Raw genomic sequence first — 19,155 nt, forward strand, 5'->3', positions numbered from 1 at the left:
GTGTCCGGCCGGTCACCCACGGTGGTGGCGGATCCGGTTGTGGCGGAATCCGGGACCGGCTGTCAGTGGGGCCGCCTAGACTCGGTAGGCGATGAGCAGCCTCTTTGACGACAGCTTCCTGGCCGATCTCCAGCCCAAGGACGAATCGGCCCCGCCGCCCCCGGAGGACACCGAAGAAGGTGCCCCTCCGGAGGAGGTTCCGCACGACCTCTTCGGGGGTGCCTTCGACGCACCCCCGGCGCCCCGCGACGCCCATTACCGGGACGGTGCCCCCCGACCGGTGGTCGACGCCGCGTCCCTCCTGGAGGGGCTGAACGACAACCAGCGTGCCGCCGTCGTGCACGCCGGATCGCCGCTGCTCATCGTGGCGGGCGCGGGCTCCGGCAAGACCCGCGTACTGACCCACCGCATCGCGCACCTGCTGGCCGCGCGCGGGGTGCACCCCGGCCAGATCCTCGCGATCACCTTCACCAACAAGGCCGCGGGCGAGATGAAGGAGCGCGTCGAGGAGCTCGTCGGCCCGCGCGCCGGCGCCATGTGGGTCTCCACCTTCCACAGCGCCTGTGTGCGCATCCTGCGCCGCGAGTCCAAGAAGCTGGGCTTCACCTCCTCCTTCTCGATCTACGACGCCGCCGACTCCAAGCGCCTGATGGCCCTGGTCTGCCGCGACCTGGACCTGGACCCCAAGCGCTTCCCGCCCAAGTCCTTCAGCGCCAAGGTCTCCAACCTCAAGAACGAGCTGATAGACGAGGAGACCTTCGCGGGCCAGGCCGCCGACGGCTTCGAGAAGACGCTCGCCCAGGCGTACGCGATGTACCAGTCCCGCCTCCGCGAGGCGAACGCGCTGGACTTCGACGACATCATCATGACCACGGTGCACCTGCTCCAGGCGTTCCCGGACGTCGCCGAGCACTACCGCATGCGCTTCCGGCACGTCATGGTCGACGAGTACCAGGACACCAACCACGCCCAGTACACGCTGGTACGGGAGCTGGTCGGACCCTCCGGCGAGGGCCGCGCCCCCGGCGAGCTGTGCGTCGTCGGTGACGCCGACCAGTCGATCTACGCCTTCCGCGGGGCCACGATCCGCAACATCCTCCAGTTCGAGGAGGACTACCCGAACGCGACGACGATCCTGCTGGAGCAGAACTACCGCTCCACCCAGACGATCCTCACCGCAGCCAACGCCGTCATCGAGCGCAACGAGAACCGCCGCGCGAAGAACCTCTGGACCGACGCCGGCGCCGGCTCCCTGATCACCGGGTACGTCGCCGACACCGAGCACGACGAGGCCCAGTTCATCGCCGAGGAGATCGACCGCCTCACCGACGCGGGCGACGCCAAGGCCGGTGACGTCGCCGTCTTCTACCGTACGAACGCCCAGTCCCGCGTCTTCGAAGAGATCTTCATCCGGGTCGGCCTGCCCTACAAGGTCGTCGGCGGCGTCCGCTTCTACGAGCGCAAGGAGGTCCGCGACGTCCTCGCGTACCTGCGCGTGCTGTCCAACCCCGAGGACACCGTCCCGCTGCGCCGCATCCTCAACGTGCCCAAGCGCGGCATCGGCGACCGTGCCGAAGCGATGATCGACGCCCTGTCGCTGCGCGAGCGGATCACCTTCCCGCAGGCCCTGCGCCGCGTCGACGAGGCGTACGGCATGGCCGCCCGCTCGGCCAACGCCGTCAAGCGGTTCAACACGCTGATGGAGGACCTCCGTACGATCGTCGAGTCCGGCGCCGGACCGGCCGTCGTCCTGGAAGCCGTACTGGAGCGCACCGGGTATCTCGCCGAGCTGCAGGCGTCCACCGACCCGCAGGACGAGACCCGCGTCGAGAACCTCCAGGAACTGGCTGCCGTGGCCCTGGAGTTCGAGCAGGAGCAGGAAGGGGAAGAGTCCGGCACCCTCGCCGAGTTCCTGGAGAAGGTGGCCCTGGTCGCCGACTCCGACCAGATCCCCGACGAGGACGAGGACGGCTCCGGCGTCATCACGCTGATGACGCTGCACACCGCCAAGGGCCTCGAATTCCCGGTGGTCTTCCTGACCGGCATGGAGGACGGCGTCTTCCCGCACATGCGCGCGCTCGGCCAGGTCAAGGAACTGGAGGAGGAGCGCAGGCTGGCGTACGTGGGCATCACCCGCGCCCGCGAGCGGCTGTACCTCACCCGGTCCACCCTGCGCAGTGCATGGGGCCAGCCCTCGTACAACCCGGCCTCGCGCTTCCTGGAGGAGATCCCTCAGACGCATCTGACCTGGAAGCGGACGGGCGCGCAGATCCCGGCCGGACCCGTGTCGGCCTCCGGCGGCCGGGGCGCCGGTGGGGTGGCGTCCTCGCTGTCCTCCTCGCTCCACGCGCAGAAGAACCGGGGCGGCCCGTCCGGTTTCGCGACCGGCCGCGCCTCCGACAAGCCGGTGATCAGCCTCGCGGTGGGGGACAGGGTCACCCACGACCAGTTCGGCCTCGGCACGGTGATGACGGTGACCGGCTCCGGGGCGGACGCCCAGGCGACCATCGACTTCGGCGACGAGCGCCCGAAGAAGCTGCTGCTGAGGTACGCGCCGGTCGAGAAGCTGTAGGAGACGCGCCGCGTGTACGAGCAGGGGCCCGCACCTGGTGGAGGTGCGGGCCCCTGCTCGTCACGACTGCGGTGGGTTACGTCGGGTCCAGGCCCTTGCTGCGGAACCAGGCCAGCGGGTCGACGGCGGAGTCGCCGCCGGGACGGACCTCGAAGTGCAGGTGGGGGCCGGTGGAGTTGCCGGAGCTGCCCGAGTAGCCGATGACGTCGCCCGCCTTCACCGATCCGGAGCGGACCTTGGTGGAGCCGAGGTGGCAGTACCAGGTCTCTACGCCGGTCGGCGAAACGACCTTCATCATGTTTCCGTACGCGACGTTGTACTCGGCGCTGACCTCGCCGTCGGTCGCCGCCATCACGGGCGTTCCGTAGCCGACCGGGAAGTCGATCCCGGTGTGCACGGCCGCCCAGTTGACGCCGGCCTGGCCGTAGTACGCGCTGAGTCCGTGCTCGGCGACCGGGAGCGCGAACTTGGGGCGGGCGGCCTCCTTGCGGGCGGCCTCCTCGGCCTTGCGCTTCTTCTCGGCTTCCTGGCGTTCCTTGAGGTCGATGCGCTCCTGCGTACGGCTGGCGCGGTCGCCGAAGTCGCGGGCGTCGGCGCTCAGTCCGGCGAGCTGGGTGTCGAGCTTGTTGTTGACGGCGACGGGCTTCACGGTCGCCGGATCGGCGGCGGCCATGGGCGTCGGCTTGGCCTTGGCCTCGTCCGCCCCGGCGACACCGGATACGGATGCGGCGGCGATTCCTGCGACGCCCATGACACAGGCGGAGGGCACGGCGACGGTGAGGAGAGCGGAGCGCTTGGCGGGGGTGCGGCGGCGGCCGCGGCTCGCGGGGGCTCGGCGGGCGGCGCGGGAGCCGGCCGCCGCGGGTTCCGGCTCGGGGCCGGGGCCGGAGCCGTCCGTGTCGTACGAGTGGGGGTGGCCGGGGGAGTGCGCGTCGTCCGGGTCCGCGCCGACGGCGGGGAACTCGGCGGTGCTGTAGCCGGTTTCGTCGTCGCTCGCGGTGGCGTCGAAGGCTCCGGACTCGTACGAGCTGTCCTCGTAGTGGCCGTTCTGGAAGGACTGGGTGTCGAAGGCCGCGGTCTCGAAGGAAACGTCCGGGGCGAGCGAGCCGTCCGGGGTGAACGCGGGATCCGTGCTGAAGGCGCTCGTGTCGAAGCTGCCGGTTTCGAGGCCCGGGTCGTACGCCTGCCACTGGTGACCGGACGAGGCGTCGGCCGCGTACCCGAACTGGGTGGCGTCGAACTGGCCGGTCTCGAAGGGCGACTGGTGGGCCTGGTGGATCTGGTCCGCCTGGTTCCAGGCGGTCGCGTCCCACTGCCCGGTGGCCATCGAGTCCGCCGCATAGGCGGTCTGGGCGGGAATGTCGGCGCCCTGCTGGTAGCCGCCGAGGTGGGTCCAGCTGCCGGTGCTGTCGTGGCCCTGGTCGTGGCCCTGGTCCTGGGCGTGCTGCTGGGCGTGCGCGCCGTAGGCGTCGTAGCCGACGTGCTGGTGCGAGCCGGTGTCCCACTGGGTGGTGTCGTACTGGCCGCTGTGCCCGCCGGAGTCGGCGCCGGGCATTCCGCCGAAGAGCGGATCGGTCTCGAAACTGCCGGTGGGGTACGTGTCGTACCCGGCGTGGGGTTGCTGGTCGTTCACCAACGTCTCTCTCGCCTCGGCAGCAGGGCCTGTTTCCCGGGGGTACGGGGGGTACCCGGAGTGAAAGCAGTGGCGCGACTGTACCCGGCGGTATGCGGCAGCGACAATCTCCGGCAGGTTTTGAGTATTCAGGAAACGGGCATTCGGCCGCCTTTTGGTGGACGACGGGCACCGCTTTGGCGCTTCGTTCGGCGAATGTTCGAGGAATGCGAGCTGCTTGATCACGCCGCATTCACCGTGCGTGCACAGCCTCTTCCGTTTACGTCGCGGAGTTACGCCACGGAGCTGCTTCCGGCGGTCGTGGCGGCGGCGTCCCGCGCCTGAAGGGCCTGCCGGATTTCGGCGGCGACGGCCGGGTGAACGGGGAGTGCGAGATGGCCGATCCCGCTGACCTGCACGTTCCGGGCGATCAGATCGGGGTGGTGGATGCGGGCCGTTTCCACCGGAAGCATTAATTGATCAAGGTCGCTCCAGAAACTCACGAAGCGCGTGCGACAGCCGGGAGCGGGCCGGGACAGTTCCTCGATCACCGAAGAACCCGGGCGCATCTGACGTACGAGAGGGTGCGCACTCAGGGGAGGGGCGACACGTGTTCCCTCGTGCGGAGTTCCGAGTGTGACGAGGGTGCGTACCCGCGTGTCGCCGCCGAGTCGCTGCGTGTAATAGCGGGCGATCAGACCGCCCAGGCTGTGCCCGACGATGTCGACCTCGCGGTGGCCGGTCCGGGCGCAGATCTCCTCGACGTGCCGGCCGAGCAGTTCGGCGGCGGTACGCAGGTCGCAGGTCAGCGGCGAGTAGTTGAGGGAGGTGACGTGACACCAGCCGTGCCGGGCCAGCGAGCGGCGCAGCAGGACGAACACCGAGCGGTTGTCGACGAACCCGTGCAGCAGGACGACGGGCGGCCGGGCCCGCCCGGTGCTGGGCAGCGCGGCGGACATCACGGGCCCGTCGGTGCGCTCCGTGCGGATGCCGGACGGGTAGAGGAGCAAGTGCCCGCAGAGGACGGCCAGTTCGAGGGCGGTGGAGCGCAGCAGGGGAGTGAGGGCGGAGAGTGGAAAGGGGCGGAGCTTCATCGTGGCCGGCCTCCCGAATGGCACGCGGGGGACGGACGGGCCGTACCACCGTGCCGTGCGGCTGGCGGCGCGGTGGTACGGCGAACTCGTTGCGGCTCCCCGTGCGACCGTCCCGGTGAAGCGGGTACGACGCACAGCGAACGTGTCCCAACGTGTGATTTCCCCCTCTCCGGTCACCGTGAAACGGCAGCGTGCGCGATGCTGTGGATAACGTTCGTTCACTTCCCTGCCCCGTACGGGGCAGGGGACGTTGCGCGCCAACGGCGGTGCGCGCGTACTGGGAGGCAGCAGCGATGGGTGTTACTGGACCGATCCGTGTCGTGGTCGCGAAGCCGGGCCTCGACGGTCATGACCGCGGGGCGAAGGTGATCGCGCGGGCCCTGCGGGACGCGGGCATGGAGGTCATTTACACGGGCCTGCACCAGACACCCGAGCAGATCGTGGACACCGCGATCCAGGAGGACGCCGACGCGATCGGCATGTCGATCCTGTCCGGCGCCCACAACACGCTCTTCGTGAAGGTCATGGACCTCCTCAAGGAGCGCGACGCGGCGGACATCAAGGTTTTCGGCGGCGGCATCATCCCGGAGGACGACATCGCCCCGCTGAAGGCGAAGGGCGTGGCCGAACTCTTCACCCCGGGCGCCACCACCACCGAAATCGTCGACTGGGTCCGCACCCACGTCCGCCAACCCTCAGACGCCTAAGCCCTCTCGGAGGCCGGAGCCCCCTTGGGCGGCGGGGCCGCCCCCCGGGGGCGGAACGGGCGGGCAAGGGGGCGGCCCCCGGCGGAGCCGAACCCTCCGCCCCCGACCCCGCCCTCCCCCCCCGACGCCCCCGCCTACACCCCACCCAGCTCCTCCAACATGGCCGCGCGCAGCCGCAAAGTCCCCACCAGCCGCTGGAACGCCTCCGACCAGTACCCCGCCGCCCCCGGAGTCGCCCCCTCCGCCTCCTCCGGAGTGGTCGTCAGCACCTCCAGCCGGTCGGCCTCCCCCGGATCCAGGCACCGCTCCGCCAGCCCCATCACCCCGCTGAAGCTCCACGGGTAGCTCCCCGCGTCCCGGGCGATGTCGAGCGCGTCGACCACGGCCCGGCCCAGCACCCCGGACCACGGCACCACGCACACCCCCAACAGCTGGAACGCCTCGGACAGCCCGTGCGCCGACACGAACTCGGCCACCCACTCCGCCCGTTCCGCGTCCGGCAGCGTCTCCAGCAGCTTGGCCCGCTCGGCGAGCGAGGCCGTGCCCGGACCGGCGTCCGGCGGCACCGCGGGTGACCCGAGCAGCGCCCTGGCCCACTCGGCGTCGCCCTGCCGTATCGCCGCCCGGCACCAGGCCCCGTGCAGCTCCTCGCGCCACCCGTCGGTGACGGGCAGCGCGACGATGTCCCGTGCGTGTCGTCCGCCGAGGCGCGCGGTCCACGCCCCGAGCGGCGCGGACTCCACCAACTGGCCCAGCCACCACGACCGTTCGCCCCGGCCGGCCGGGGGTTTGGCGACGATGCCGTCCCGCTGCATCGCGGCGTCGCACTCGTGCGGCGCCTCCACCACGATGCCGCCGGCGTCGCCCGTACGGTCCAGGCTCACGCAGGAGGTGGCCCGGTCCGCCATCCGCGCGGCGAACCGCGAGGCGGGCAGCGCGGACAGCAGCTCCGCCGCGACGGCCCTGACGTTGCGGCTGCGGTCCGAGAGCGCCTCCTCCAGGAACTCCTCGTCGGCCGCGCCCAGCCCTTCCCGCAGGGAGTCCAGGAACATCAGCCGGTCCTCGGCCCGCTCCTGGCCCCAGGTGGTGGCGAGCAGCGTGCGCCCGGCCTGCGGATCGGCCGACCGTACGGCGCCGAGCAGCCCGACCCGCTCGGCGAACAGCCCCTCCTCCCACAGGACCCGGACCGCCTCGGCGTCCCGTACGTCGGGCAGTGAGGCACCGCCCGACGTGCCTCGCAGGGCGAACTTCCACTCCGGGTTGAGCCGGGCCAGCCACAGCCCGCGCGAGCCCGCGAACTCCAGGGTCTGGGGCCGCAGATCGGTCCGCGCCCTGGCCGCGTCGAGCAGGGCGGGCAGCAGCGCGGGCGGTGCCTGGAAGCGGCGCTGGTTGGCGGCGGCGAGCCACTGCGGGAGCAGCTCGGTCAGATCGGGCGCACTGCCCCGGCGCCCGCCGGACTGTGCGGGCCCGGAGCGGTCCGCCAGCAGGAGGGAGAGACGCCGGTGCGCGGCGGCGGGCAGCGCGGGCCGGTCGTCAGCCGCCGCCACCGCGACCGGCTCGCCCGCCGGGGCCGGAGTCAGGGCGGCCCGCCGCCGGACGGTGTGGAGCGCGGCGGCGTCGAGGAGGGAAAGGGACGCCTCCTTGGGCCCGCCGGTCGCCGGGGGGCGGCGGTCGGTGCCCAGCAGGGCGGAGGTCAGCAGGTCCTCCCAAGCAGGGGCGGCGGTGTCGGTGTCGTGGGTCATCGGTTCCCTCCGGGGAGTCGGCTGATGGGACATGGCACCGGTCGGCCCGGGGTCAGACGAGGGCGACGGGGACGGGGACGGGGAGGGGAGCAGCGGACGCGGAAACGGCAGCGGAAGCGGCGGAGTCCGGGGAAGCGGCGGACCAGGCGGTCAGCGGATGGAAGCCCCGGTGGGTGGACTCGCCGAAGACGGTGACCGGAGCGCCGCCGGAGAGCGCGGCCAGCTTCCACAGGCCGGGCCGGTTGAGTGCGGTGGAGGCGACCGGTAGGGCGAACTTTCCCCCGGGATCGGTGAGTTGCCAGCCACCGTCACCGGGGACCGGTATTACCGCGGCCAGGGTGACGGGCCAGCCCTCCAGCCAGGGATCGTCCCGCAGTGCCCGCCCGTAGGCCTCGACCGCCTCCGTGACGCTGCCGCCCGGCGGCGGGCCCGCAGGGGCCACCGGTGCTCCGAAGTGTTCGCCCAGTGTGGCCCGCAGCTGTCCCGCCCCGCCGTGCGGCAGCAGTTCGGCGTCGAGGGCGAGCCCCACCGGCAGGCTTACCTCCGGTGCCCGTCCCGCCGCACCGAAGGAGAGCACCAGCGCGGTGCGCCCCGACTCCTGCCCGTACAGCCAGATCCGGCGGGTGGTGACCTTGCTGTCCGCCTGGTCGTACTGGGCGAGGACCAGCCACCGGTCCCGGACCGCCGGGCCCTGCGGCGAGGACGGCAGGCCGACCCGCGTCCGCACCGTCGTCGCCAGGGCGGCGGGCAGCCGGTCGCGGCCCAGCCAGGCCTCGTCGAGCAGGTGCAGCAGGGCGCATTCCTCCAGCAGGCGCACCGGCCAGTCCGGACCGGACGACGGTATGGAGCCCAACTCCCGCACCCGGGCGGCCAGTCCGGGTGCCTGGGCGTCGACCATGCGGGCCGCGGTCTCCTCCCACAGCCCGTACCCCGCCTGCTCGGCGGCGGCCAGCCCGCCGCGCAGCAGGTCCGCGAGGCGCTGCTCCAACTCCGTGGCCCCGGAGGTGATCCGGGCCTCCCGGCGCTCCGCCCGCCGCTTGGCCGCCTCCGGGTCCGCCGCTTTGGAGGCCTGCGCCGGGATCCCGCCGCCGTCCTCGCCCGCCGCCCCCTTCGTCGCGGCCCGCTGTCTGCGGCCCTCGATCCACTCGGCCGCCCAGTCCGGCGGCTCCGCGCCCCCCGCCACCACGGCGTCCTCCGCCGCCCAGAGCAGCAGCAGCCCCAGCGCGTGCTTGCAGGGGAACTTCCGGCTCGGGCAGCTGCACCGGGAGGCCGCCGCCGGGCCCGCCAGATCGACGGTCACCCGGTACGGCCGGCTGCCGCTGCCCTTGCACTGCCCCCACAGCACACCCCCGCCGTCGCACCCCGCCTCCGACCACGGCCCGGCGGCGGCGAGCTTGCTTCCCGCTTTGCGTGAGGCGGCGTCAGGAGCCAGTGCCAGTACCTGATCCGCCGTCCATCGCACCCCCATGTGATTCATGTCCCCGACGGTAGATGCCGCCACTGACAATCGCCCTGACCTGCGTCTCGATCCGTCCGGGGACCCCCCGATCCCATTTGACTTTACCTTCTCTTTACGATTGGGTGCGAGCTCTCACACTTCTCGGATCCGCGGGATACCGCCCATGAACCGCACTGTCCGCACCGCTGTCTGCGCCGCCGCCGTCACCGGCCTGATGTTCGGCCTGGGCGCCTGCGCCGAGGCCGAGAAGGCGGTCAAGAGCGGCGCCTCCGAGGCGGCGGACGCCTCGCAGAAGGAACTCGACAAGATCGACGAGGTCGACAAGGCGCTCAAGGCGACCTTCGAGGTGACCTACGAAGTCACCGGCAAGGACGTCGATTCCATCGAGTTCGCCGGGGGCGGCGGCACCGCCACGGCGCCGAAGAACGAGACGGTCAAGAAGCCCGCCCTGCCCTGGAAGAAGACGGTCACGCTCAAGGGCGTCATGCCGCCGGCCGTCATCCCGACCACCGACAAGGTCGTCGAGGTGCCCGACCTCACCTGCAAGATCATCCACAAGGGCAAGGTGCTGAAGGAAGCGTCCGGCGCGAAGGCGATGGCGGGCGGCTGCATCGCCGCCGCACCCGTCGGGAAGTAGCCCCACACACCGGCCAATTGGGTCCTGACCTGCGACGGCGCTTGATTGTCAGTGGCATGGTGCACCGTGGAGACCACATCCGGGAAATCTGGAGGGGGATTCCATGACCACGCCCGCAATCGACTCGCTCGACCCGACCGGCACGCCGCGGACCAGCAGTCCGGGGGCCGCGCCGGCGGAGGAGACCGAGGCACTCCGGCCGCATGCCGAGGACGCCTTCGCGGGGGAACTCAAGGCGCTGGCCGCGGCCGACGACCGGCCGCGGCCCGCCCGTTGGCGGCTCTCGCCGTGGGCCGTGGCCACCTACCTGCTCGGGGGCACGCTCGCCGACGGCACGCTGATCACCCCGAAGTACGTGGGCCCGCGACGCATCGTCGAGGTCGCCGTCACCACACTCGCCACCGACCGGGCCCTGCTGCTGCTCGGCGTCCCCGGCACCGCGAAGACCTGGGTCTCCGAGCACCTGGCGGCCGCCGTCAGCGGCGACTCCACCCTGCTCGTCCAGGGCACCGCCGGCACACCGGAAGAGGCCATCCGCTACGGGTGGAACTACGCCCAGCTCCTGGCCCACGGCCCCAGCCGCGACGCGCTGGTGCCCAGCCCGGTCATGCGGGCCATGTCCGAGGGCATGACCGCCCGCGTCGAGGAACTCACCCGCATCCCGGCGGACGTGCAGGACACCCTGATCACGATCCTCTCGGAAAAGACCCTGCCCATCCCCGAGTTGGGCCAGGAGTGCCAGGCCGTCAGCGGCTTCAACCTCATCGCCACCGCCAACGACCGCGACCGCGGCGTCAACGACCTCTCCAGCGCCCTGCGCCGCCGGTTCAACACCGTGGTGCTGCCGCTGCCCGCCTCGCCCGAGGCCGAGGTCGACATCGTGTCCCGGCGGGTCGACCAGCTGGGCCGCTCGCTCGACCTGCCGGGCGGCGCGGACGCCATCGACGAGATCCGCCGCGTCGTCACCGTCTTCCGCGAGCTGCGCTCCGGAGTCACCGAGGACGGCCGCACCAAGCTCAAGTCGCCCTCCGGGACGCTCTCCACGGCCGAGGCGATCTCCGTCGTCACCGGCGGCCTCGCCCTGGCCGCCCACTTCGGCGACGGAGTGCTGCGCTCCGGTGACGTCGCCGCCGGAATCCTCGGCGCGGTCGTCCGCGACCCGGCCGCGGACCGGGTCATCTGGCAGGAATACCTGGAGACGGTCGTCCGCGAGCGCGACGGCTGGAAGGACTTCTACCGCGCCTGCCGCGAGGTGACCGTATGACGACGGCCACCGCGGCCCCCGCCGCGCCGCCCTCCGCCACGGCGGCCGAGAAGACCGGGGAGGCCGAAGTCCGGCCGGGACCCTGGCTGTTGGGGGTGCGTCACCACGGGCCGGGCTCCGCCCGCGCGGTGCGGGACGCGCTTGCCGCCGCGCGGCCCCGCGCCGTACTGATCGAAGGGCCTCCGGAGGCCGACGCACTGCTGCCGCTCGCCGCCGACCCGCAGATGCGGCCGCCGGTCGCGCTGCTCGCCCACGTACTGGACGACCCGGGCCGGGCCGCGTTCTGGCCGCTCGCCGAGTTCTCGCCGGAGTGGGTCGCGATCCGCTGGGCGCTGGAGCACGAGGTGCCGGTGCACTTCATCGACCTGCCCGCCGCGCACTCGCTGGCACTCCGCGAGGAGGAAGAGGGAGACGGGGCGGAGGAGGAGAAGGGGGAGACGGACCTCGGCGCGCTGGCCGTGGACCCGCTCGCCCTGCTCGCCGAGGCCGCCGGGTACGACGACCCCGAGCGGTGGTGGGAGGACATGGTCGAGCACCGGGACGGGCGGGGCGGCGACCCGTTCGCACCGTTCGAGGCGGTGGCGGACGCGATGGGGGCGCTGCGCCAGGAGTACGGGGACGGCGGCCACCGCCGCGACCCGGTGCGCGAGGCGCACATGCGGATCCGGCTCCGGACCGCGAAGAAGGAGTACGGCGACGAGGTGGCCGTCGTCTGCGGCGCCTGGCACGTGCCCGCACTCACCGGGAAACTGCCGCCCCTCACCGCCGACCGCGCACTCCTCAAGGGCCTGCCCAAGGTCAAGGCCGAGCTGACCTGGGTCCCCTGGACCCACCGCAGGCTCGCCCGCCGCAGTGGCTACGGGGCGGGGATCGACTCGCCGGGCTGGTACGGGCACCTGTTCGGCGCGGCGGACCGGCCGGTGGTGCGCTGGATGACCAAGGTCGCCGGACTCCTGCGCGAGGAGGACCGGTTGGTGTCCTCCGCACACGTCATCGAGGCGGTGCGGCTCGCCGAGTCCCTCGCCGTGATGCGCGGCCGGCCGCTCGCCGGGCTCACCGAGACGACCGACGCGGTCCGGGCCGTGATGTGCGACGGGTCGGACGTGCCGCTCTCGCTGGTGCACGACCGGCTGGTGGTCGGTGACGTCCTCGGGGAGGTCCCCGAGGGTGCTCCCGTGGTCCCGTTGCAGCGGGACCTCACCCGGCAGCAGCGCACCCTGCGGCTCAAGCCCGAGGCGCAGGACAGGGACCTGGACCTCGATCTGCGCAAGGACACCGACGCGGCCCGCAGCCGGCTGCTGCACCGGCTGCGGCTGCTCGGCATCGACTGGGGGGAGCGCGCGGAGACCCGGGGCAGCACGGGGACGTTCCGGGAGGGGTGGCGGCTGCGGTGGGAGCCGGAGCTGGCGGTGCGGGTCGCGGAGGCGGGGGTGTGGGGGACGACCGTGCTCGCCGCCGCCACCGCGAAGGCGCAGTCCGACGCCGCCTCGGCGACCGCACTGGTGGACATCACCGCACTGGCCGAGCGCTGCCTGCTGGCGGAACTGCCGGACGCGCTGCCGGTGGTGATGCGGGCGCTGGCCGACCGGGCGGCCCTGGACAGCGACGTGGGGCATCTGGCGCAGGCACTGCCGGCGCTGGCACGGACGCTGAGGTACGGCGACGTACGGGGGACGGAGACCTCGGTCCTGGCGGAGGTGGCGGCGGGGCTCGCGGAGCGGATCTGTGTGGGCCTGCCGTCGGCCTGCTCGGGGCTGGACGGCGACGGCGCGGCGGAGATGCGGGGGCACGTCGACGCCGTGCACGGGGCCGTCGGGCTCCTCGCGGGGGCGAGCCGGGGCGGCGGCGGGGCCGTACCGCCCGAGGACGGTGGCGCACCGTCGGACCTGCGGGGGCGCTGGGCGGGAGTCCTGAGGCGGCTGGCGGAACGGGAGGTGGTCGCGGGGGTCGTCCGGGGGCGGGCCGCACGGCTGTTGCTGGACGACGGGCGCCTGGCGGAGGGGGAGGCCGCCCGGCTCATGGGACTGGCGCTCTCGGTGGGGACCTCGCCCGCCGAGGCGGCGGCCTGGGTCGAGGGGTTCGTCGGCGGGGCCTCCGGCGCGGGGATGCTGCTGATCCATGACGAGCGGCTGCTCGGACTGGTCGACGCATGGCTGAGCGGGGTGACGGCCGACGCCTTCACCGACGTACTGCCGCTGCTGCGCAGGACGTTCTCGGTGTACGAGCCCGGAGTGCGGCGCACGCTCGGCGAGTTGGTCAGGCGCGGACCCGTGACGGCGGGCGCCGGTCCGGCCGAGGGGGCGGAGGCGGCGGCCCCCGGGTTCGGCACGGCTCTCGACCCGGCGCGCGCCGACGCCGTACTGCCACTGCTCCACCTGCTGCTCGGCATCGAGGGACGGGGACAGGGCGAGGGACCGGGCGGGCACGGCCAGACCGAGGGACAGGACGATCACGAGGGGGAGACCGCGCGATGAGTACGGAAACAGGGGCGGCCGACGAGCGGTTGCGGCGCTGGCGGATGGTGCTCGGCGGGGACGCCGCCGACGGCACGGGACGCGCGCTCGACGGCAAGGACGCCGCGATGGACGGGGCGCTCACCGCGCTCTACGGCAGTGAGGGAGCCGGCCGCAGCGGACGTACCGGCAACAGGAACGGCGACCGGTCCGCCGGGCTCGGCGCCTCCGCACCCTCCGTCGCCCGCTGGCTCGGGGACATCCGGACGTACTTCCCCAGCTCCGTCGTCCAGGTGATGCAGCGGGACGCCATGGAGCGGCTCGGGCTGTCCGCGCTGCTCCTGGAGCCGGAGATGCTGGAGGCGGTCGAGGCCGACGTCCATCTCGTCGGCACCCTGCTCTCGCTCAACAAGGCGATGCCCGAGACGACCAAGGAGACCGCCAGGGCCGTGGTGCGCAAGGTCGTCGAGGACCTGGAGAAGCGCCTGGCCACCCGCACCCGCGCCACCCTCACCGGCGCCCTGGACCGCAGCGCCAGGATCAACCGGCCCCGGCACCGCGACATCGACTGGGACCGCACGATTCGCGCCAATCTGCGGAACTACCTCCCGGAGCAGGGCACCGTCGTCCCCGAGCGGCTCATCGGGTACGGGCGGGCGTCGCAGTCCGTCAAGAAGGAGGTCGTGCTCTGCATCGACCAGTCCGGGTCGATGGCCGCGTCCGTCGTCTACGCCTCCGTGTTCGGCGCCGTACTCGCGTCGATGCGCACGATCGACACCCGCCTCGTCGTCTTCGACACCGCCGTCGTCGACCTCACCGACCAGCTGGACGACCCCGTCGACGTGCTCTTCGGCACCCAGCTCGGCGGCGGCACCGACATCAACCGGGCGCTCGCCTACTGCCAGTCGCAGATCACCCGGCCCGCGGACACCGTCGTCGTCCTCATCAGCGATCTCTACGAGGGCGGGATCCGTCAGGAGATGCTCAAGCGGGTCGCCGCGATGAAGGCGTCCGGTGTGCAGTTCGTCGCACTGCTCGCACTCTCCGACGAGGGAGCCCCTGCCTACGACCGGGAGCACGCGGCGGCGCTCGCCGCCCTCGGAGCGCCCGCCTTCGCCTGCACCCCGGATCTGTTTCCCGAGGTCATGGCCGCCGCGATAGAAAAAAGGCCGATTCCCGTGCCGGACACTGCGTGACACCGATCATGGCTCTGAGTGGCACTCTGTGACAGGTATCACCGCTCAGGTGTGACCTGCGATTTAGGGACCAACGTCCCTCGGGGATAACCTGCGAGACGGACATGCCGCGTACCGGACTTTCGTGTACGCCTCCCTTGTGACAGCGCCGTCACGTTGCCTTCGCGGCACGCCCATCGCATTCAACGCAACGAACCGCGATCACCAGAAAAGGGACGGACGCGCGTGGACCTGTTCGAGTACCAGGCGAGGGACCTCTTCGCCAAGCACGGTGTACCGGTGCTGGCCGGTGAAGTCATTGACACGCCTGAGGCGGCGCGCAAGGCCACTGAGGGGATGGGCGGCAAGTCCGTCGTCAAGGCTCAGGTGAAGGTCGGCGGCCGTGGAAAGGCCGGTGGCGTGAAGCTCGCCGCCACCCCCGACGAGGCCGTCGCTCGCGCGACGGACATCCTCGGCATGGACATCAAGGGCCACACGGTCCACAAGGTGATGATTGCCGAGCTGTCCCCGGAGATCGAGGCGGAGTACTACGTCTCGTACCTCCTCGACCGCACCAACCGCACCTTCCTGGCCATGGCCTCGGTGCAGGGCGGCATGGACATCGAGGAGGTCGCGGAGAAGACCCCCGAGGCCCTCGCGAAGGTCCCGGTCAACGCCGTTGACGGCGTGGACATCGCCAAGGCCCGCGAGATCGTGGCGCTGGCGAAGTTCCCGGCCGACGTGGCCGAGGGCGTGGCCGAGGCCATGGTGACCCTGTGGGACACCTTCGTCGCCGAGGACGCGCTCCTCGTCGAGGTCAACCCGCTGGTCAAGACCAAGGACGGCCGCATCCTGGCGCTGGACGGAAAGGTGTCTCTCGACGAGAACGCCGACTTCCGCCAGCCCGACCACGAGGCCCTTGAGGACAAGGCAGCGGCCAACCCGCTCGAAGCCGCTGCCAAGGCCAAGAACCTCAACTACGTCAAGCTGGACGGCGAGGTCGGCATCATCGGCAACGGCGCCGGCCTGGTCATGTCGACCCTGGACGTCGTCGCGTACGCCGGTGAGAACCACGGCAACGTCAAGCCCGCCAACTTCCTCGACATCGGTGGCGGCGCCTCCGCCGAGGTCATGGCGAACGGCCTGGAGATCATCCTCGGCGACCCGGACGTCAAGTCCGTGTTCGTCAACGTCTTCGGTGGCATCACCGCCTGTGACGAGGTCGCCAACGGCATCGTCCAGGCTCTGGAGCTGCTGAAGAGCAAGGGTGAGGCAGTCACCAAGCCCCTCGTTGTCCGTCTCGACGGCAACAACGCGGAGCTGGGTCGCAAGATCCTCTCCGACGCCAACCACCCGCTGGTCCAGCGCGTGGACACCATGGACGGTGCGGCCGACAAGGCCGCCGAGCTCGCCGCAGCTGCGAAGTAAGGAAGAGGGACTCCAAACACCATGGCTATCTTCCTCACCAAGGACAGCAAGGTCATCGTCCAGGGCATGACCGGTGCCACGGGCATGAAGCACACCAAGCTCATGCTGGCCGACGGCACCAACATCGTCGGTGGCGTCAACCCGCGCAAGGCCGGCACGTCCGTCGACTTCGACGGCACCGAGGTCCCGGTCTTCGGCTCCGTCGCCGAGGCCATGGAGAAGACGGGCGCCGACGTGTCCGTCCTCTTCGTGCCGCCGGCGTTCGCGAAGGCCGCCGTCGTCGAGGCGATCGACGCGGAGATCCCCCTCGCCGTCGTCATCACCGAGGGCATCGCGGTGCACGACTCCGCCGCCTTCTGGGCGTACGCCTCGGCCAAGGGCAACAAGACCCGCATCATCGGCCCGAACTGCCCCGGTCTCATCACCCCGGGCCAGTCCAACGCCGGCATCATCCCGGGCGACATCACCAAGCCGGGCAAGATCGGCCTGGTCTCGAAGTCCGGCACGCTGACGTACCAGATGATGTACGAGCTCCGTGACATCGGCTTCACCTCCGCCGTCGGCATCGGTGGCGACCCGGTCATCGGCACCACGCACATCGACGCCCTCGCGGCGTTCGAGGCGGACCCGGAGACCGAGCTCATCGTCATGATCGGCGAGATCGGCGGCGACGCCGAGGAGCGTGCGGCCGACTACATCGCGAAGAACGTGACCAAGCCGGTCGTCGGCTACGTCGCGGGCTTCACCGCCCCCGAGGGCAAGACGATGGGTCACGCCGGCGCGATCGTGTCGGGCTCCTCCGGCACCGCCCAGGCGAAGAAGGAGGCCCTTGAGGCCGCAGGCGTCAAGGTCGGCAAGACGCCGACCGAGACGGCGAAGCTGGCGCGCGCGATCCTCGCGGGCTGAGGTTCGCGGCAGCCGCCCGCCGGTTGCCAGTTGCACGCGGAAGGCCCGCACCCCCTCGCCGGGGGTGCGGGCCTTCCGCGTCCGCGCACCGCGCCGTCCTGGCGCGTCTGCCTAGCGCGTCTGCGGGACCAGGCGCTCCGGGCCGTTCTCCGGCTCGGCGCGGAGTCTGGCGCGGAGTTCCACGTCGTACGAGGAGAGGCGCTGCGGGCCGCTGTGCGCGGGGACGCCGCCGACGGGTTCGCCGGGCGGGCGGGGCGGCTGGTACGCGGTCGGCGCCGTGGCCAGGGTGAAGGCCGTCGCGCCGACGATCAGCGTGGTGAACGCGATGGCCGCCCTGGTCCAGAAGCGGGTCCTGCGCTCGCTCTTCGTGCGGACCGCCTCGCCGGGCGGGAGGTCGTCCGTGCGCTGGGCGAGGGCGAGGCTGCTGAGACGTTCCTGCAGAAGGGCGGACTGCTCGGCGGGAGTGTCGGCCTCGGCCAGTTCGGGCAGCTCGCGGGCGATGACCGTACGCGCGAGTTCGAGACGGTTCGCGGTGGCCGGGGTGGTGGCCTCCGTCTCGGCGGCGGTCTCGGGAAGGTCGAGCCCGAGCCCGTCGTACAGGACCAGGGTGCGGCGGTACGGGGGCGGGAGTTCGAGCAGCGCGTTGAGCAGGGCCTGCTCGCCGGGGGCCGGTGTCGTGGGCGGGTTGATGCGGCGGTGACCGCGCCGCAGCCGGTGCCAGGGGGACATCGCGTACTCGTACGCCGCCGCACGCACCCACCCCGCCGGATCCCGGTCGGTCGCCACCTCGGGCCAACGCTGCCAGGCCAGGTCGAACGCCCGCTCCACCGACTCGTGGGAGAGCCGGTGACGACCGGTGAGGAGGTAGGTCTGGCGGAGGAGGGAGGGGGCGGTGTGGGTGTAGAGACGGTCGAAGGCCTGGGTGGGGAGGAGGGCGTTGGGGACGGGTGAGGCCTGGGACTCGGCCTCTGCTGCGTGCTCGACTGCGGGTACGGATGCGGCCGTGGGCGCGGGTCTGGAGCGGCGACGTCCCGCGCGCGCGGGACGACGACGGCCTGCGGGCGCGGGGGTGGGTGTGGATGCGGGCGCCGAAAGGGCAGAGGCGCTCGTGGAACTGAGCACGGTGGGTGCAGCAGGGGGGATGAGGTCGGCCGGGGTGATGGAGACAGTCGGGACACCGAGGCCGGACGGAGTGCCGGGGGTGGCCGGGGTGACGAGGCTGGTCGGGGTGATCGAGGCGCGCGGGTCGGCCGGGGTAGTGGGGGCAGCCGGAGCGCCCGGGTCAGCATGGGCGCCGGGGGAAGCCAGGACGCTAGGGGCAGTCGGGGCAGTCGGGGCGCAGGGGGCGGTCGGGGTGGGTGAGGGGGTGAGGGGTGGGGTTTTGTCGGGCCGGGTCGGGGTGCGGAGTGGGGTGGCTTGGCCCTTGGTGAGGATTTCTTGTTCGATGCCGGACAGGAGCTTGGCGTAGACCTCGCGCTTGCGGCCCCGGGGGCTGGTGCGCCCGGATTCCCAGGAGCGGACGGTTTCGCGGGTGACGCCCACGATCGTCGCGACCTGCGCATACGACAGCGCCTTCGCCTCGCGCAGTCTGCGGCGGTCCTTCGGGGACGGCAGTTCCACCGCCTTCCTCGGATCGGCGGGCGCCGTCTTTGCGGGCGTGGTCCGGGAGGGCCGGGTCATGGCAGTACCTCCGTGATCCCCGCGATCCCCAGGACCCCTGCGATCCCCGTCGTGCTGCGCCGGGCGAAAAAGTACATAAACGTATATTGAGCGACACGTCGGCCATTCGCTTGTTACGCGAAGATGGCGCGTGTCGTAGGCAGCATGGCCGCGTGAATCCGAACCCAGCGGTCGAGCGGCAGGGCCCGCAGCACGAGAACGAGCGGCAGGGCGAGCACCAGCACGAGCAGGCGTATGGGCATGGCCATGAGCACGCGTACCAGGGCCCGCGCGAATACGAGTTCGTGTACGAGCAGGGGCAGCGGGAGAGCGCCGGGCACGCGCTCTCCCGCGCCCCCCGGCACCCCCAATCCGCCTGGGTCGTCTGCCTGTTGCGCGGGATGCTGGCCGCCGGGCTCGGGCTCGGGACGTTCGCCGTGGTGGTCA

The 19,155-nt window shown here is 72.0% G+C and carries 14 protein-coding genes; 9 read left to right on the forward strand and 5 right to left on the reverse strand.

Annotated elements, in window-relative coordinates:
* Positions 1–91 precede the first annotated feature (91 nt).
* Entirely contained in the window at positions 92–2,572 is a 2,481-nt protein-coding gene (gene pcrA, locus ACZ5PB_RS26065) for a DNA helicase PcrA (protein ID WP_468694138.1), read from the forward strand.
* Positions 2,573–2,648: 76 nt separating this feature from the next.
* Here the strand turns inward: pcrA and ACZ5PB_RS26070 are convergent, their stop codons facing one another.
* Together ACZ5PB_RS26070 and ACZ5PB_RS26075 are read right to left on the reverse strand one after the other, a co-directional pair.
* Positions 2,649–4,205, reverse strand: coding sequence for a M23 family metallopeptidase (locus ACZ5PB_RS26070; protein WP_468694139.1), 1,557 nt, complete (start codon positions 4,203–4,205; stop codon positions 2,649–2,651).
* 272 nt (positions 4,206–4,477) lie between these two features.
* Entirely contained in the window at positions 4,478–5,278 is an 801-nt protein-coding gene (locus tag ACZ5PB_RS26075; RefSeq protein WP_468694140.1) for an esterase/lipase family protein, read from the reverse strand.
* A 293-nt stretch (positions 5,279–5,571) separates the two neighbouring features.
* Here ACZ5PB_RS26075 and ACZ5PB_RS26080 point away from each other — a divergent pair, with 293 nt between their 5' ends.
* The gene (locus ACZ5PB_RS26080; protein ID WP_468694141.1) at positions 5,572–5,985 is read left to right on the forward strand and encodes a cobalamin B12-binding domain-containing protein; all 414 of its coding nucleotides are present in this window, start codon (positions 5,572–5,574) and stop codon (positions 5,983–5,985) included.
* Between the two features lie 134 nt (positions 5,986–6,119).
* Here ACZ5PB_RS26080 and ACZ5PB_RS26085 read toward each other — a convergent pair whose 3' ends face one another.
* Both ACZ5PB_RS26085 and ACZ5PB_RS26090 read right to left on the reverse strand, forming a co-directional pair.
* Entirely contained in the window at positions 6,120–7,727 is a 1,608-nt protein-coding gene (locus tag ACZ5PB_RS26085; RefSeq protein ID WP_468694142.1) for a DUF5691 domain-containing protein, read from the reverse strand.
* Positions 7,728–7,779: 52 nt separating this feature from the next.
* On the reverse strand, positions 7,780–9,204 hold the full coding sequence (locus ACZ5PB_RS26090) for an SWIM zinc finger family protein (RefSeq protein ID WP_468694143.1): 1,425 nt from the start codon (positions 9,202–9,204) through the stop codon (positions 7,780–7,782).
* A 145-nt stretch (positions 9,205–9,349) separates the two neighbouring features.
* Here ACZ5PB_RS26090 and ACZ5PB_RS26095 point away from each other — a divergent pair, with 145 nt between their 5' ends.
* The 6 genes from ACZ5PB_RS26095 to sucD all read left to right on the forward strand — a co-directional run bounded on the left by ACZ5PB_RS26095 (position 9,350) and on the right by sucD (position 17,049).
* Positions 9,350–9,823, forward strand: a complete 474-nt coding sequence (locus tag ACZ5PB_RS26095; protein WP_468694144.1) for a hypothetical protein — start codon at positions 9,350–9,352, stop codon at positions 9,821–9,823.
* Positions 9,824–9,926: 103 nt separating this feature from the next.
* The gene (locus ACZ5PB_RS26100; RefSeq protein ID WP_468694145.1) at positions 9,927–11,087 is read left to right on the forward strand and encodes an ATP-binding protein; all 1,161 of its coding nucleotides are present in this window, start codon (positions 9,927–9,929) and stop codon (positions 11,085–11,087) included.
* Positions 11,084–13,561: a DUF5682 family protein gene (locus ACZ5PB_RS26105; RefSeq protein WP_468694146.1), complete on the forward strand. Its 2,478-nt coding sequence runs from the start codon at positions 11,084–11,086 to the stop codon at positions 13,559–13,561. Before ACZ5PB_RS26100 ends, ACZ5PB_RS26105 begins: the two co-directional genes overlap by 4 nt.
* On the forward strand, positions 13,558–14,736 hold the full coding sequence (locus ACZ5PB_RS26110) for a VWA domain-containing protein (protein WP_468694147.1): 1,179 nt from the start codon (positions 13,558–13,560) through the stop codon (positions 14,734–14,736). Before ACZ5PB_RS26105 ends, ACZ5PB_RS26110 begins: the two co-directional genes overlap by 4 nt.
* A gap of 225 nt (positions 14,737–14,961) precedes the next feature.
* Entirely contained in the window at positions 14,962–16,143 is a 1,182-nt protein-coding gene (sucC, locus tag ACZ5PB_RS26115; RefSeq protein WP_468694148.1) for an ADP-forming succinate--CoA ligase subunit beta, read from the forward strand.
* 21 nt (positions 16,144–16,164) lie between these two features.
* Positions 16,165–17,049 (forward strand): succinate--CoA ligase subunit alpha, encoded by an 885-nt coding sequence (sucD, locus tag ACZ5PB_RS26120; RefSeq protein ID WP_266659549.1) that lies wholly within the window; start codon positions 16,165–16,167, stop codon positions 17,047–17,049.
* Between the two features lie 111 nt (positions 17,050–17,160).
* Here the strand turns inward: sucD and ACZ5PB_RS26125 are convergent, their stop codons facing one another.
* Entirely contained in the window at positions 17,161–18,729 is a 1,569-nt protein-coding gene (locus ACZ5PB_RS26125; RefSeq protein ID WP_468694149.1) for a helix-turn-helix domain-containing protein, read from the reverse strand.
* Between the two features lie 152 nt (positions 18,730–18,881).
* Here ACZ5PB_RS26125 and ACZ5PB_RS26130 point away from each other — a divergent pair.
* Positions 18,882–19,155 (forward strand): hypothetical protein (locus ACZ5PB_RS26130; protein ID WP_468694150.1); only part of this gene is annotated, 274 nt, incomplete at its 3' end.

This window comes from Streptomyces sp. NPDC032721, from assembly GCF_055579625.1.